Below are 12,701 nucleotides of genomic sequence, written 5' to 3' on the forward strand. Positions count from 1 at the left end.
GTCGCGCAGGCCACCCGTGTGACGTGATTCACGCCGGGCGGGGGCAACCCGCGGTAGCTGCGGCACTTCGTCTCGCACTACGCTCGTGGCATGGCCTCAAGTAACAGCTCCGATTCCAGCACGCCCGCAGAACTTGCGGCCCCCTACGGCAGCGGCCCGGCAGCGGCTTCAGCGGCCGCCTCTTCGGGCACGTCGGCCAGTGGCACAGGCGGGACTGCCGACGGCGGCACCGGCGGGGCTGCGGAGGCGGCCCGGAAACCGGTGGCCAGGATCCGCACGCATCATCTCCAGGCGGCCAAGGCCAACGGTGAGCGCTTCGCCATGCTCACCGCGTATGACCAGTACACCGCAGAAATCTTTGACCAGGCAGGCATCGAGGTGCTCCTGGTCGGCGATTCGGCCTCCAACAACGTCTTCGGCAACGAAACCAGCCTTCCCGTGACGGTGGACGAGCTCCTTCCGCTGTGCCGCGCCGTCGCCCGCTCCGCACGGCGGGCCCTGGTGGTCGCTGACCTGCCGTTCGGCAGCTACGAGGTCTCGGCCCAGCAGGCGGTTGCCACCGGCGTCCGGTTCCTGAAAGAGGGCCTGGCCCACGCCGTCAAGATTGAAGGCGGAAAGTTCTACGCCGAGACCGTCCGCGCCATGGTCCAGGCCGGCATCCCCGTCATGGCGCACATCGGTTTCACCCCGCAGAGCGAACACTCCCTCGGCGGCTACCGCGTCCAGGGCCGCGGCGATGACGCCCAGCGGTTGATCGACGACGCCGTCGCGCTGGCCGACGCCGGCGCGTTCAGCGTGCTCATGGAAATGGTCCCGGCCGCCACGGCAGCCGCCGTGGATGCCGCCGTCGACGTCCCCACGGTCGGCATCGGCGCCGGCAGCGCCACCACCGGACAGGTCCTGGTGTGGCAGGACATGGCCGGTTTGCGCGGCGGAAAGATGGCGAAATTCGTCAAACAATACGCCGACCTCCGCACGTCCCTCAGTGACGCCGCAAAAGCCTACGGCGACGACGTGCGCTCAGGCCAGTTCCCCGGCCCGGAACACTCCTTCTAGTTCCGCTCCAGCGGGCCCCTGACCTCCCGGATCCGGGGCCTCTTTTGCAAGACCTCATCCTTCACGGGCGATGCGTTGCGCCTCAGGTGCGGGCAGGCTGACCAATAAGGTCCGCATTAGGACCTCAAGATGTTCCGCCGGCCCCGACGGTTTCATGCGCTAAGCGTAAGGTCAGGCTCCGGCGGACACGATTCGAGGAGTATCGATGGACACGAATAGCTTCTGGGACGTTCTGCTCTGGAGTTTCTGGTTCTTCATCTGGATCGCTGCGCTGATGGTGTGGTTCCGCTGCCTGATGGACTTGTTCAGCGACCACGAGCTCAGCGGCTGGGCCAAGGCCGGCTGGGTTATCCTGCTGATCTTCGTTCCCTGGCTCGGCGCCCTCATCTACCTGATCGCCCGGGGCCGGAGCATGACCGATCGTCAGATGAAGATGCTGGCCCAGCAGCAGGCTGCCCAGCAGGAGTACATCAAGCAGGCCGCAGGCTCGACGGCCAGCCCGGCCGGCCAGATCGCCGATGCCAGGGCGCTGCTTGATTCCGGAGCCATCAACCAGACCGAGTTTGATTCCCTCAAGGCAAAGGCCTTGGCCTGACACGAAAACGGGCTACGCCCGACATGAGAATCACCTGGCTTGGTCACTCCACGGTGGTTCTGGATCTCGACGGGGTTCGGATCCTCACCGATCCGCTGCTCCGTTCCCATGCCGGGTTGCTCCGACGCCTGGCACCGCGTCCGGACCCGGTCTCGTGGGACCGACCGGACGCGGTGCTCCTCTCTCACCTGCACCACGACCACGCCGAGTTGCGCTCCCTGCGCATGCTGCCCGGGGCACCGCTGATGAGCGCGCCGGCGAACGTGGCCTGGCTGCGTCGCCGAAAGCTGGCGCACACAGTTTCCTTGGGCGACGGCTGGACCCCGGTAGGCAGCGGCGTCCAGATTCGCCAGGTGCCGGCCGAGCATCGCAGCCGGCCAATGCCGCACCGGCCCAACGACGCCAATGGCCAGCTCGTCCGCGGCCAGTCGGGCATCGTGTGGATCGCGGGTGACACGGGCTTGTTCCCGGAGATGGCCGCGCTCCCCGCCATGGCCGGAGGGCCGATCGATGTCGCCCTGGTGCCGGTCTGGGGGTGGGGACCGAGGCTCTCGGCGGGGCACCTGACTCCGGAGACCGCCGCACGGGCTGTCGCGATGAGCGGCGCAAGGTTCGCTCTGCCGGTGCACTGGGGGACGCTGCACCCTCCGTTCGTCACCTACTTTGCCCGGAGCTGGCTCGAGCGGCCCGGCCACCGGTTCGCCACTGCCGTGGCGGAACAGGCTCCCGGCTGCACGGCAGTCGTCCTCGCTCCCGGCCAGACCTGGGTCGCGCCCTCGTAAGCCCAGGGCCTCGAATTGGACCCGCCCCGGGAAATCCCCCCGTTGGTCGCTCAGCCGCGGGACGCCGTCGTGGTGCGCTGGCCACAGGACTCAAGCATCGCCACCAGCACCCGGTGGAGTTCCTCGGCACCCTCGATCCGCTCGGGCAGCCCCGCCATGAGATCGGCCGGGCCCATCAGCACGGCGCGGTCCTGCCAACCCCCCAGACCCCCGTGGGATCCGACGAGGCCTTCGAATGCTGCAACGTCGCCGGTCACGGGATCCACCGCGCTGTTGACATAGAGATCCGGCGCCTCGGGGTGCATCAGCGCGAGATTCAGCACCCGCGCCGCATGCGGCCCGAAACCGGCCAGCGGGTCGGTGCCCTCCACTGCCCCGCTGGTGATATTGACGCGCCCGCCGCTTCCGATCGCCCACGCCCCGCCCTCCTCATCGATGCCGGCCACGAACCCGACGCCGGGATGGCCCGCCAGGCCAGGGACCAGGGCAGGCCACCGATGCTCGAGGGCCTGGAGACTCAGGCGCCGGTCACCGCGCAGGTACACCAGGCCCAGGTTGCCCGAGCCCAACACGACCACCGGATCCTCCGCGCCGCCTGGGCCGGAAGTCTGCTGTGCCGGCGTCTCTTGTGCCTTGGTCAGCACCTCGTCGGCACGGCCGGCGAGCTTCCCGGACAATCCGCCAGAGGCAACGTCGCCGGCGAGGGAGTCCGCGCGCCCGAGCCCCTCGACGGACGCGTCCACGTTCTGAACGTGTTCCTGCATCAGTTCCGCGCACAGATCACCAAGCGCCTGGCCATACCGGTCCGCGAACGGCGTGCCCTGGGACTGGCCGTGGTCCGAGAGCACCACCAGCCGGTAGCGGCGGGGAGCGGACCCGGCGAGTTCGGCCAAGGCACCGAGCGTGCGGTCCAAGCCATCCAGGGCTGCAAGCGACTCGGGGCGGAACATGCCTGCGTGGTGGGCGATCTCGTCGTAGTCAACGTAGTCGACATAGATGCACTTCGTGCCGCGACGCAGCTCCTCTGCCACCAGCGCCGTGTTCAGGTCCCGCAGCAGACCGTTGGTGACTGCCCGCAGCAGGGCGAAGGTCCAGTCCCGCCGCACCCGCGGATTGAGGTCACGTTTGACCTGTCTCCGGGCCTGCCAACGCTCCTTGAAGATCTCGGCGACGGTCCGCGTGAAGCTGCGCATGAAGCCGTTCGGGGTGGCAAAAAACCAGGCGAACGCCCGGCGGGTTTGGGTCGAGCCGCGCCGGACCTCTACCCGGCTCATCGTCAAAAACGAGCGGGGCGCGTCACCGGTGAACAGGTTCGAGATGGAGACGCCGTCGTCGCAGAGCAGTCCTTGGCCGGTGCTGTGCCTGTCCTCGATCACCCGGGCGTCTGCCGGACGGTTGGCCACCAGGACGCGTTGGAGCTCACGGTCATACCACCGGAAGGCCGGGATCCCGGCGACCGTGCCGTGCAGAATGCCCATCTGGCTCGCCGGCGTCGTGCAAGGCAGCTGGGGAGTCCATTCACGGAACTGATAATCCCCCGAGGCCAGCCAGCGGCGGAGATGGGGCACTCCCCCGGACTGGATAGCCCACTGCAGCACCGGGAAGGGGACCCCGTCGAGCTGGACGAACAGGACACCGTCCACCTCCGGATCGGTCACCGTTTCCTGCCGGCGTGCCCGTCCTGCCAGCGAGGTGATGAGGCCGTCATCGGTTCCGGCTGTGGTGGCCCACGAAATGAGCGTGCCCACCACGGCACTGACCCAGGTAGCGGCGAGGGCTGTCAACGGCGTCGACTCGATGCCGGGCACCAGACGGATGGCGACGTACATGATCAGGGCCTGCCCCACCAGGGCGGTGAGAAGTACTGCCACCCAGCCCACCCTGGCCGAGATCTCCACCAGCACGGGGCGCAGGACCAGGCCGACGAGGCCGGCTGCCGCCGCCACGGCGGCGTATGACCACCAGCTGGCCGCCGAGAACCCCGGCAGCAGGGCGCCGGTGATAATGAGGGCTACAGTCGAGGCAGCCCAGGCAAGGGCCAGCCTGGCGAGGTCTGATATTCGGGCGCCGCGGGTGCGGGCAACGCGCGTCGGCATTTTCCCAGTATGGCTGTCGGCAACCGGCTCGCACCCACCCTCACAGGGTGAGAATCACGGGCCGGGAGAAAATCAGTCAGCCTGCGCGGTGTCCGGTCCGCGATCGCCGGGGGACGTTCCCGCGGGCGCAGCAGGTCCGTACGGGCTAGTCGTCCTCGTCCTTGTCCCAAGCCTCATTGCGCGCCTTGACCTTTTCCAGGGCGTGTTCGGCTTCCTCACGGGTCTTGTACGGTCCGATCAGCTGGCTCCAGTCGGACATCGCGTCTTCCTCGATCTCGTGGGTGTTGACGTTGTACCAGTATTCGGGCATCGGGGCTCCTTCATGGCCCGGAGCGTGTCCGGGTGTCTTTACCGGGGTGTCTTTTCCGGGGTGTCTTTTCCGGGCTGTATTTTCCGGGGCGAGCCCGGGGGCTTATATGATCAATCTATGCCTTCTCTAGCCTCAACTGCACCCATCGGCACGCTGGTCCCGGGGACAGTGAGCCCGCAGCTTCCCGTGCCGCCGTCCATCCCGCGTCCGGAATATGTGGGCAAGCCGGCTCCTGCGAAGTTCACAGGCTCCGAGGTCAAGTCGGCGGAGACCATCGAGAAGATCCGGATCGCCTCCAAGATCGCCGCCCAGGCCATCGTGGAGGTCGGCAGGCACATCGAACCCGGCGTCACCACCGACCAGCTGGACCGGGTGGGCCATGAGTTCCTGCTGGACCACAACGCGTACCCCTCCACCCTCGGATACCGGGGCTTTCCGAAGTCCCTGTGTTCGTCCCTCAACGAGGTCATCTGCCACGGGATCCCGGACAGCACGGTGGTCCGGGACGGCGACATCCTCAACATCGACATCACGGCCTTCATCGGCGGCGTCCATGGCGACACCAACTACACCTTCCTGGTCGGCGACGTCGACGAGGAATCCCGCCTCCTCGTCGAGCGCACCCGGGAATCGCTGACCCGCGCCGTCCGGGCCGTGGCTCCCGGACGCGAAATCAACGTGATCGGCCGTACCATCGAGTCCTACGCAAAGCGCTTCGGCTACGGCGTGGTCCGCGACTTTACCGGGCACGGAGTTGGCGAAGCCTTCCACACCGGGCTGATCATTCCGCACTATGACGCGGCCCCGGCATACAACACCACCATGGAAACCGGTATGGTGTTCACGATCGAGCCGATGCTGACCCTGGGCACCGTTGACTGGGACATGTGGGCCGATGACTGGACCGTCGTGACCCGCGACCGCAAGCGCACCGCCCAGTTCGAGCACACCCTGCTCGTGACGGAGTCCGGTGCCGAGGTCCTCACGCTGCCCTGACCGCCTGCTCCACACGCTAGTTCCCGTAACCACCCCGCTCTCTCACCACCGGCCCTGCCCGGTCACTACAGCCCGCCCCTGCCACGAACGGAACGACATTGGCCAAGAAGGACGAAAAGTCGAAGAAAAACGCCCCCCTGATCGGCATTGACATCGGTGGGACCGGAATCAAGGGCGGGATCGTGGACCTGAAGAAGGGGAAGCTGATCGGTGACCGCGTGCGCTTCCCGACGCCGCAGCCCTCCACTCCTGAGTCGGTGGCCGAAGTCGTCGCGCAGGTTGTCGCCGAGCTCTCTGCCCGTTCCGATGCCCCCGACGCCAGCAGCCCCGTGGGCGTGACCTTCCCCGGCATCATCCAGCACGGCGTGGTCCATTCGGCCGCGAATGTGGACAAGTCGTGGCTGGAAGCCGACATCGACGCCATGCTCACGGCGCGTCTCGGCCGCCCGGTGGAGGTCATCAATGACGCCGACGCCGCGGGACTCGCCGAGGCCCGCTTCGGCGCCGGCGAGGGCGTCGCCGGCACGGTGCTGGTGATCACCCTTGGCACCGGCATCGGCTCGGCGTTCATCTTCGACGGCAAGCTGGTTCCCAACGCCGAACTCGGTCACTTGGAGATTGACGGCTTCGACGCCGAGACCAAGGCCTCGGCCGTGGCCCGTGAGCGCGAGGGCCTCAGCTGGGAACAGTACAGCGTCCTGCTGCAGCGCTACTTCTCCCACGTGGAATTCCTGTTTTCCCCCGAGCTCTTCATTGTGGGCGGCGGCATCTCCAAGCGTGCGGACGAGTACCTGCCGCACATGAAGCTGCGCACGCCGATCGTCCCGGCCGAGCTGAAGAACGACGCCGGGATCGTGGGCGCGGCCATCGAGATTGCCCTCAAGCACAAGCTGGCAAAATAAAGGCCCATCGCGGGATTAAAACCAATTGAGCTATCACTCCGGGTCGTTCTGAACGCTGGGAACGACCCGGAGTGATAGCTCAATTTCTTTGTGGAGCGGTGACGTAGAGCCGGTGGTGGCTGCGGCTTCCCCTCCGCTGCCACCACCGGAGTCTGTGGTGGATCCTGGGACGCAGTCGCCAGGACAATCAGGACATTTACGACGGCGCCTGCAGCGGCCGCTTGTCCGGGCTCTTGCCGTCCCGGCCCTTGGTCTCTGCCTCATGGCGAAGCAGGGAAATCGCCGATTCGAAGTCCTCGAGCGATTCGAAGGCCTGGTAGACGCTGGCGAACCGCAGGTAGGCAACCTCGTCGAGACGCTGCAGCGGCTCCAGGATCGCCAGCCCGACTTCGTGGGCCTCGATTTCGGCGGCGCCGGAGCCCCGGATCGCCTCCTCGACTTCCTGCGCCAGCAAGGCGAGATCGTCTTCGGTGACCGGGCGGCCCTGGCAGGCCTTGCGCACGCCGTTGATGACCTTGCTGCGGCTGAACGGCTCGCCGACCCCGGAGCGCTTGATGACGGTCAGGCTCGTGGTTTCCACGGTGGTGAACCGGCGGCCGCATTCGGGGCACTGCCGGCGGCGCCGGATGGCGGAGCCGTCGTCGGCGATCCGACTGTCCACGACGCGCGAATCAGGGTTCCGGCAGAACGGGCAATACATGTCGGTTCCTCCCCTGTCGCAATCCGCTGTGACCTCAGTTTACGACTAGATGTAGCTGAATAACAAGCCTGTAATTACTACATGTAGTGGTCTGGGTCCTGGAACTACCGTGCGGCGAACCGCACCGTGACGGCCTCGCCATGCGCCGGCAGGTCCTCCGCGCCGGAGAGGCTGACGATATGGCCGCTGACCTGCTCCAACGCGGCCCGGCTGTAGTTGATGACCTGGATGGCGCGCAGGAACGTGGTCACATTCAGTCCGGAGGAGAAGGCCGCGGTGCCGCTGGTGGGCAGCACGTGGTTGGAGCCGGCGCAATAGTCCCCCAGGCTCACGGGGCTGTAGTCCCCCACGAAGATCGCACCGGCGCTGCGGATCCGGCCGGCCACCCGGGCGGCGTCGGCGGTCATGATCTCAAGGTGTTCCGCGGCGTACGCGTCGCAGGCGGCAATGCCCTGCTCCAGGTCCTCGACCAGCACCACCCCGGACTGCGGGCCCGAGAGCGCCTCGCGGACGCGGCTGGAGTGCTTGGTGGCAGCGGCCTGCCGCTCAAGCTCCACGCGGACCTCTGCGGCGAGGGCCTCGGAGTCGGTGAACAGCACCGATGCAGCCTTGGGGTCGTGCTCGGCCTGGCTGATGAGGTCAGCGGCCACGAGGGCAGGACTGGCGGTGGCGTCCGCGAGGATCGCGATCTCCGTGGTGCCGGCCTCGGAATCGATCCCGACAACCCCTTTGACCAGGCGCTTGGCGGTGGCCACGAAGATATTGCCCGGACCGGTGACGACATCCACGGGGTCGATCCCGGGGAGGTGGCCGCCGTCGGACGCGTCGGCCGGGATGCCGTAGGCGAAGGCCGCAATGGCCTGCGCCCCGCCGATCGCGTAGACCTCCTCGATGCCCAGCAGGCAGGCCGCAGCCAGGATCGTGGGGTGCGGGAGGCCGCCGAAGTTCTTTTGCGGCGGCGAGGCCAGGGCAATCGATTCGACGCCGGCGGCCAGGGCCGGGACCACGTTCATGATCACCGAGGACGGGTAGACGGCCAGGCCGCCGGGGACATAGAGCCCCACGCGCGCCACCGGCACCCAGTTCTGGCTGACGACGGCGCCCTCGCCGAGTTCGACGTCGATGTTTGCCGGGCGCTGGGCGTCGGCGAAGGCGCGGGCCCGCTTGATGGACTCCTCCAGGGCCGCGCGGACGGCGGGATCCAGGTTCTCGAGGGCTGCTCGCAGCGCCTCGGCCGGGACGCGGGGATGCGTCTGCTCGACGCCGTCGAAAGCCAGCGCCAGCTCCCGCAGTGCGCCGAAGCCCCGCGCGCGGACTGCGGAGATGATATCCAGGACCTTGCCCTCGGCGTCGGCCATCGTCCCGGACTGTGCCCGGGGCACGGCTGCGCGGAGTCCGGCGAGAGACAGGTGCGCACCGCGCACGTCCACCGTGCGGAAGTTAAGGGCGGCGGTCATCGGGGTCACGGGGCTGTCAGGAGTTAGGCTCACCCGATCATTTTACGTGCCCCGCCGCGGCGGGGTTTGCCGCCGTTGCCCGGGAAGAGGCTGTTCAGGAAGATGGCCAGGGCGATCGCTGCCGGCCAGATGGCGAGGACCGCATAGGAGCGCAGGGAGAAGGCGACGCTGGCGCTGGCCGAAGTATCTGCCGGCGCTCCCCACCATTGGGCGCTGAGCACACCGGTTCCCCACGCGATGAGCGCACCGGCAGCGCCGGCGAGGACCACGAGGACAACAGTGCCGGGGCCGGGCTGCTGGTGCTTGTTGCCGGCGACGAACGACCCGGCAATGCACCCTGCGAGCAGGCACAGCCCCGCCAGCACAAGGTCACGGGGCAGCCAGGTGGCGGTGTTGGTGCCGGCGGCGAGGTCAGGGTTTCCGGTCAGGAGGTTCAGGCCCGACGGCGCCAGAAGCCACCAAAGCAGCCCCACCGGGATGCCGGCGGCCGCGATGACCGCGGCCTTCCGCCATGTCCCCCCTGAACCGGGCTGCCCCTCGGGACGCCGCTCGGGCTGTGCGGGCTCCCCGGCGTGGTGGACGGGGCCGTCGACTGCGGACTGTGTCATGCAACAAACCGTAACAAGGATTCCCGCGGCGCATGACGCCGGCCGGCAGCACATGACGGGAGACGTAAAGAAAATGCCGCACTCGATTCCCCTGCGCAATACGCTGGCAGAGTAGAAGTACGACACGCACGTGCAGCAGGGAGTTGGATCGCAGTGGCCACAGATGAAGGTATTTTCGAGGGAACATTCAGGGAAATGTTCCGCCGGCACGCAGCGGGCGTGGCCATCATCACGGCCAACCACAACGGCGTCCCGTTCGGATTCACGGCGACCTCCGTGGCCTCTCTGTCCGCCAAGCCGCCGCGCTTTACGTTCAACATGGCCAGGACCTCCAGCTCGTGGCCGGCCGTGGCGAACACGACCTACATTGGCGTGCACATGCTCGGGCTCGAAAACCAGGAGCTCGCCGACCGTTTCGCCCGGGCCGGCAACCGGTTCGACGGCGACCACTGGGAGCTCGGACCCCACGAGGTGCCCGTGCTCAAGGGCGTCAGCGGGTGGCTGATCGGCAAGGTCCAGATGCGGCTCTCCTTCGAGAACAACGCGGTCGTGGTGGTCGAGGTGGTGGAGGGCCAGGTCGGCGACGACGGTGTTCCCCTGCTCTACCACTCCGGGGCCTACAGCCAGCCCGTTCCGCTCGACTACGAGATCTGACAGACGCCTCTACGGGCCACGGAAAATTAACACGGCACATTAAAACTTCCCCGGTGGTGCATCCGGCGACGGCCTTCGGCCGGTAATAAGGGTGTAAGCACAACCACCGCCCCCATGTGGGCCCCGATGAGGAGTTGGAAATGCGCAAGACACTCTCTGCAGCCACCGGAGCAATGACGCTGCTGGCAGCACTGGCCCTGGCCGCCCCGGCCCAGGCCGGGACCTGGCATCACCGCGACGAGGGGACGGCAAAACTGTCCGTCCTCCACGGCGTTCCGGGCCTTACCGTCGATGTCTGGGTCGACGGCAAACTCGCCCTGGACAACTTCAAACCGGGCACATTGGCCGGGCCGTTGAACGTCCCCGACGGAGACCACAAGGTCGCCATCACCGGCGCCGACGCCACCAGCGCCGACCACCCCGTGATAGGCCCGGTCACAGTGGACCTCGAAGAAGGTCGGGACTACACAGCGGTCGCACATCTGGCCGCTGACGGGACGCCCACGGCCACCCTTTTCACCAATGACACCTCCGCCAGCCCGGATGGAAAGGGCAAGCTGACCGTCCGGCACGTCGCTGCGGCCCCCGCCGTCGATGTCCTGGCCGGTGGCAACGCGGTCATTGAGGGACTCACCAACCGGCATCAAAAGACCCTCACTCTCAAGGCCGGAACCGTCCCGGCCTCGGTCGCAGCCGAGGGAACCACTGCCCCGCTGATCGGCCCGGCCGACATCAAGGTCACTGCGGGGAAAAACACCATCGTCTATGCCTGGGGAAGCCTCGCCGACAACAACCTTGGGGCCGCCGTACAGGTAGTGGACTCCTCATCGCGCGGACACAAAGGCCACCACGAGTAAGCCAACCGGAGCTCCAGCAGGCATCCTGTTTTCTCGCCCGGTGGGGTCGCATCAACCGCGGCCCCACCGGCACGCACACAGTGACAGCCCGGAAGGCTGACCCAGTTGGACCATGGCGGAGTCCCCGCGCGAGCGGCATAATGTGGTGCAACAGGGGCCACTGCCGCTCAAAGGAGCACCTGATGGAGGCTGCCGCATCGCACGATTGGGACTCTCGTCTCGACCACGCATTTGCCGGCGGCGACGAACGCGTCCTCGCGGAGGCGTACCGACGGTTCAGTCCGCTCGTCTACACGCTGGCGCTAAGATCCTTGGGAGAGCGTGCCGCTGCCGACGACGTCACCCAGGAGGTCTTCATTCGGGCCTGGAAATCACGGACCACATTTCGCCCGGAGGCGGGGCGGCTGCCGGCATGGCTGATCGGGATCGCCCGCAATGCAATCTCCGACGCCTTGTCCGCTCGCTCCCGCCAGCGCCATCTCGAACAAGCAGCCACTCTCTTGGTCGTTGACCCCGCTTCCCGCCCGGACGCCGGGGACGTAGAAGAGGTCGCCGACCGCCTGACGTTGGACGAAGAACTGGAGCATTTAGGGGATCCACAGCAAGCAATAATGCGGCTGGCGTTCTATGAAGACCTGACTCACGACCAGATCTCGTCGCGCCTCAACTTGCCGCTCGGTACTGTCAAAAGCCACATCCGGCGCAGCCTCACCCGCTTACGCACCCGCCTGGAGGTGGAACATGGAACACCTTGACGCCGAACTTCTTAGTCTGCTGGCCCTTGGCGAGCCCCTGGGCACGGACGCCGACGCCGACCACCTCGCCAGCTGCCCCACGTGCAGCGAAACCCTCCGAGGCCTGCAACATGCCGTGCACGTTGCCACCCTCGACACCGCAGGCATCGAACTCGAGCAACCCGGCAGCCAGAACTGGGCCGCCATCCATCAGGCCCTCGGCCTCTCGCCGGCCCTCGCATCGGATCCCTTGAGCCAGCCCAGCTCCGGGCACCCTGCCCCGGAGAAACCAGCCGCACCGGAGAAACCTGCCGCGGCGGAGGCGCGCCCGAACCACGGCGGCGGCACAAAGCCCGCACCGATACCACTGCGGCCCCGCGCCAAAGACAGGCATGGCCGTCCCGGTCTGTGGGTTATCGCGGCTGCGGCCGGAATCGTTCTTGGCACGGCCGCCGGATGGACCGCTGCCGGAGTTCTCGGACACACCGGCACTCCCACACCCACCTCCACCCAGTCGGGTCCCGCTTCGACAGTCGTCGCCCAAACGTCCCTGACTCCGCTGCCCGCACATACCGGGAGCGGAGACGCCCGGGTGGAGCAACTCCCCGATGGAACCCGGCACCTGATCATCCGGCTCTCCAACGACCACATCACCGGATTCCGGGGAGTGTGGGTCGGCTCTGCCGACCTGTCCAGAATGGTCAGCCTGGGTGTCCTCGACAATGAATCCGGCATCTTCACCATCCCGGACGGCATTGATCTGGCCCAGTACCCCATCGTGGACGTCTCCAACCAGCCATACAACGGGAACCCGGCCCACTCCGCCGACAGCATCGCCCGGGGAACGCTCAACCCGAAAACATGATCCTCGGATGCTGTGCGTGAACCCTCGCGGGGCGGCGATACTCAGGGTGCCCTGGATCGCTCAGCCTTGCCTGGCCGCCAGCAACCCCC

14 protein-coding genes are annotated in these 12,701 nt (G+C 67.3%); 9 read left to right on the forward strand and 5 right to left on the reverse strand.

Translation table 11 applies throughout. The annotated features are described in order from the left end of the window. Positions 1–90: 90 nt before the first annotated feature. The 3 genes from panB (at position 91) to AC1D1A_RS19440 (ending at position 2,433) form a co-directional block, all read left to right on the forward strand. Entirely contained in the window at positions 91–1,056 is a 966-nt protein-coding gene (gene panB / locus AC1D1A_RS19430) for a 3-methyl-2-oxobutanoate hydroxymethyltransferase (RefSeq protein WP_476850432.1), read from the forward strand. Between the two features lie 205 nt (positions 1,057–1,261). Beyond that, positions 1,262–1,651 (forward strand): SHOCT domain-containing protein, encoded by a 390-nt coding sequence (locus tag AC1D1A_RS19435; RefSeq protein ID WP_028275861.1) that lies wholly within the window; start codon positions 1,262–1,264, stop codon positions 1,649–1,651. Positions 1,652–1,674: 23 nt separating this feature from the next. After that, complete coding sequence (locus AC1D1A_RS19440; protein WP_476887866.1) at positions 1,675–2,433, forward strand: MBL fold metallo-hydrolase; 759 nt, start codon at positions 1,675–1,677, stop codon at positions 2,431–2,433. A 50-nt stretch (positions 2,434–2,483) separates the two neighbouring features. On the opposite strand, the gene AC1D1A_RS19445 is transcribed toward AC1D1A_RS19440, so the two are convergent. After that, positions 2,484–4,529 carry a phage holin family protein gene (locus AC1D1A_RS19445; RefSeq protein WP_476948483.1) on the reverse strand — a complete coding sequence of 682 codons (2,046 nt, stop codon included), beginning with the start codon at positions 4,527–4,529 and terminating at the stop codon, positions 2,484–2,486. A gap of 145 nt (positions 4,530–4,674) precedes the next feature. After that, positions 4,675–4,839, reverse strand: a complete 165-nt coding sequence (locus AC1D1A_RS19450; protein WP_018772367.1) for an SPOR domain-containing protein — start codon at positions 4,837–4,839, stop codon at positions 4,675–4,677. Positions 4,840–4,956: 117 nt separating this feature from the next. On the opposite strand from AC1D1A_RS19450, the gene map reads away from it, so the two are divergent. Then, positions 4,957–5,835 (forward strand): type I methionyl aminopeptidase, encoded by an 879-nt coding sequence (gene map / locus AC1D1A_RS19455; protein WP_476873069.1) that lies wholly within the window; start codon positions 4,957–4,959, stop codon positions 5,833–5,835. A 98-nt stretch (positions 5,836–5,933) separates the two neighbouring features. Continuing rightward, positions 5,934–6,737 carry a polyphosphate--glucose phosphotransferase gene (gene ppgK, locus AC1D1A_RS19460; protein WP_223916650.1) on the forward strand — a complete coding sequence of 268 codons (804 nt, stop codon included), beginning with the start codon at positions 5,934–5,936 and terminating at the stop codon, positions 6,735–6,737. 196 nt (positions 6,738–6,933) lie between these two features. Here ppgK and nrdR read toward each other — a convergent pair whose 3' ends face one another. From nrdR to AC1D1A_RS19475, 3 genes are all read right to left on the reverse strand, one after another. Continuing rightward, the gene (nrdR, locus tag AC1D1A_RS19465; protein ID WP_028275865.1) at positions 6,934–7,437 is read right to left on the reverse strand and encodes a transcriptional regulator NrdR; all 504 of its coding nucleotides are present in this window, start codon (positions 7,435–7,437) and stop codon (positions 6,934–6,936) included. A 104-nt stretch (positions 7,438–7,541) separates the two neighbouring features. Continuing rightward, positions 7,542–8,894 carry a histidinol dehydrogenase gene (gene hisD, locus AC1D1A_RS19470; RefSeq protein WP_374208246.1) on the reverse strand — a complete coding sequence of 451 codons (1,353 nt, stop codon included), beginning with the start codon at positions 8,892–8,894 and terminating at the stop codon, positions 7,542–7,544. A gap of 29 nt (positions 8,895–8,923) precedes the next feature. Next, positions 8,924–9,502, reverse strand: a complete 579-nt coding sequence (locus AC1D1A_RS19475) for a hypothetical protein (protein ID WP_230008336.1) — start codon at positions 9,500–9,502, stop codon at positions 8,924–8,926. Positions 9,503–9,697: 195 nt separating this feature from the next. On the opposite strand from AC1D1A_RS19475, the gene AC1D1A_RS19480 reads away from it, so the two are divergent. The 4 genes from AC1D1A_RS19480 to AC1D1A_RS19495 all read left to right on the forward strand — a co-directional run bounded on the left by AC1D1A_RS19480 (position 9,698) and on the right by AC1D1A_RS19495 (position 12,612). Beyond that, complete coding sequence (locus AC1D1A_RS19480; protein WP_018772361.1) at positions 9,698–10,156, forward strand: flavin reductase family protein; 459 nt, start codon at positions 9,698–9,700, stop codon at positions 10,154–10,156. 140 nt (positions 10,157–10,296) lie between these two features. Continuing rightward, positions 10,297–11,013 carry a DUF4397 domain-containing protein gene (locus AC1D1A_RS19485; protein WP_230008335.1) on the forward strand — a complete coding sequence of 239 codons (717 nt, stop codon included), beginning with the start codon at positions 10,297–10,299 and terminating at the stop codon, positions 11,011–11,013. 182 nt (positions 11,014–11,195) lie between these two features. Then, entirely contained in the window at positions 11,196–11,768 is a 573-nt protein-coding gene (locus AC1D1A_RS19490) for an RNA polymerase sigma factor (protein ID WP_476873068.1), read from the forward strand. After that, on the forward strand, positions 11,755–12,612 hold the full coding sequence (locus AC1D1A_RS19495) for an anti-sigma factor (RefSeq protein WP_476873067.1): 858 nt from the start codon (positions 11,755–11,757) through the stop codon (positions 12,610–12,612). Before AC1D1A_RS19490 ends, AC1D1A_RS19495 begins: the two co-directional genes overlap by 14 nt. Positions 12,613–12,701 lie beyond the last annotated feature (89 nt).

This window comes from Arthrobacter sp. P1_B9, assembly GCF_056406495.1.

Bases quoted from the DNA above. Each gene is read 5' to 3' on its own strand.
- panB (WP_476850432.1), top strand. From the start codon at position 91: ATGGCCTCAAGTAACAGCTCCGATTCCAGCACGCCCGCAGAACTTGCG.
- AC1D1A_RS19435 (WP_028275861.1), top strand. From the start codon at position 1,262: ATGGACACGAATAGCTTCTGGGACGTTCTGCTCTGGAGTTTCTGGTTC.
- AC1D1A_RS19440 (WP_476887866.1), top strand. From the start codon at position 1,675: ATGAGAATCACCTGGCTTGGTCACTCCACGGTGGTTCTGGATCTCGAC.
- AC1D1A_RS19445 (WP_476948483.1), bottom strand. From the start codon at position 4,529: ATGCCGACGCGCGTTGCCCGCACCCGCGGCGCCCGAATATCAGACCTC.
- AC1D1A_RS19450 (WP_018772367.1), bottom strand. From the start codon at position 4,839: ATGCCCGAATACTGGTACAACGTCAACACCCACGAGATCGAGGAAGAC.
- map (WP_476873069.1), top strand. From the start codon at position 4,957: ATGCCTTCTCTAGCCTCAACTGCACCCATCGGCACGCTGGTCCCGGGG.
- nrdR (WP_028275865.1), bottom strand. From the start codon at position 7,437: ATGTATTGCCCGTTCTGCCGGAACCCTGATTCGCGCGTCGTGGACAGT.
- hisD (WP_374208246.1), bottom strand. From the start codon at position 8,894: ATGACCGCCGCCCTTAACTTCCGCACGGTGGACGTGCGCGGTGCGCAC.
- AC1D1A_RS19475 (WP_230008336.1), bottom strand. From the start codon at position 9,502: ATGACACAGTCCGCAGTCGACGGCCCCGTCCACCACGCCGGGGAGCCC.
- AC1D1A_RS19480 (WP_018772361.1), top strand. From the start codon at position 9,698: ATGTTCCGCCGGCACGCAGCGGGCGTGGCCATCATCACGGCCAACCAC.
- AC1D1A_RS19485 (WP_230008335.1), top strand. From the start codon at position 10,297: ATGCGCAAGACACTCTCTGCAGCCACCGGAGCAATGACGCTGCTGGCA.
- AC1D1A_RS19490 (WP_476873068.1), top strand. From the start codon at position 11,196: ATGGAGGCTGCCGCATCGCACGATTGGGACTCTCGTCTCGACCACGCA.
- AC1D1A_RS19495 (WP_476873067.1), top strand. From the start codon at position 11,755: ATGGAACACCTTGACGCCGAACTTCTTAGTCTGCTGGCCCTTGGCGAG.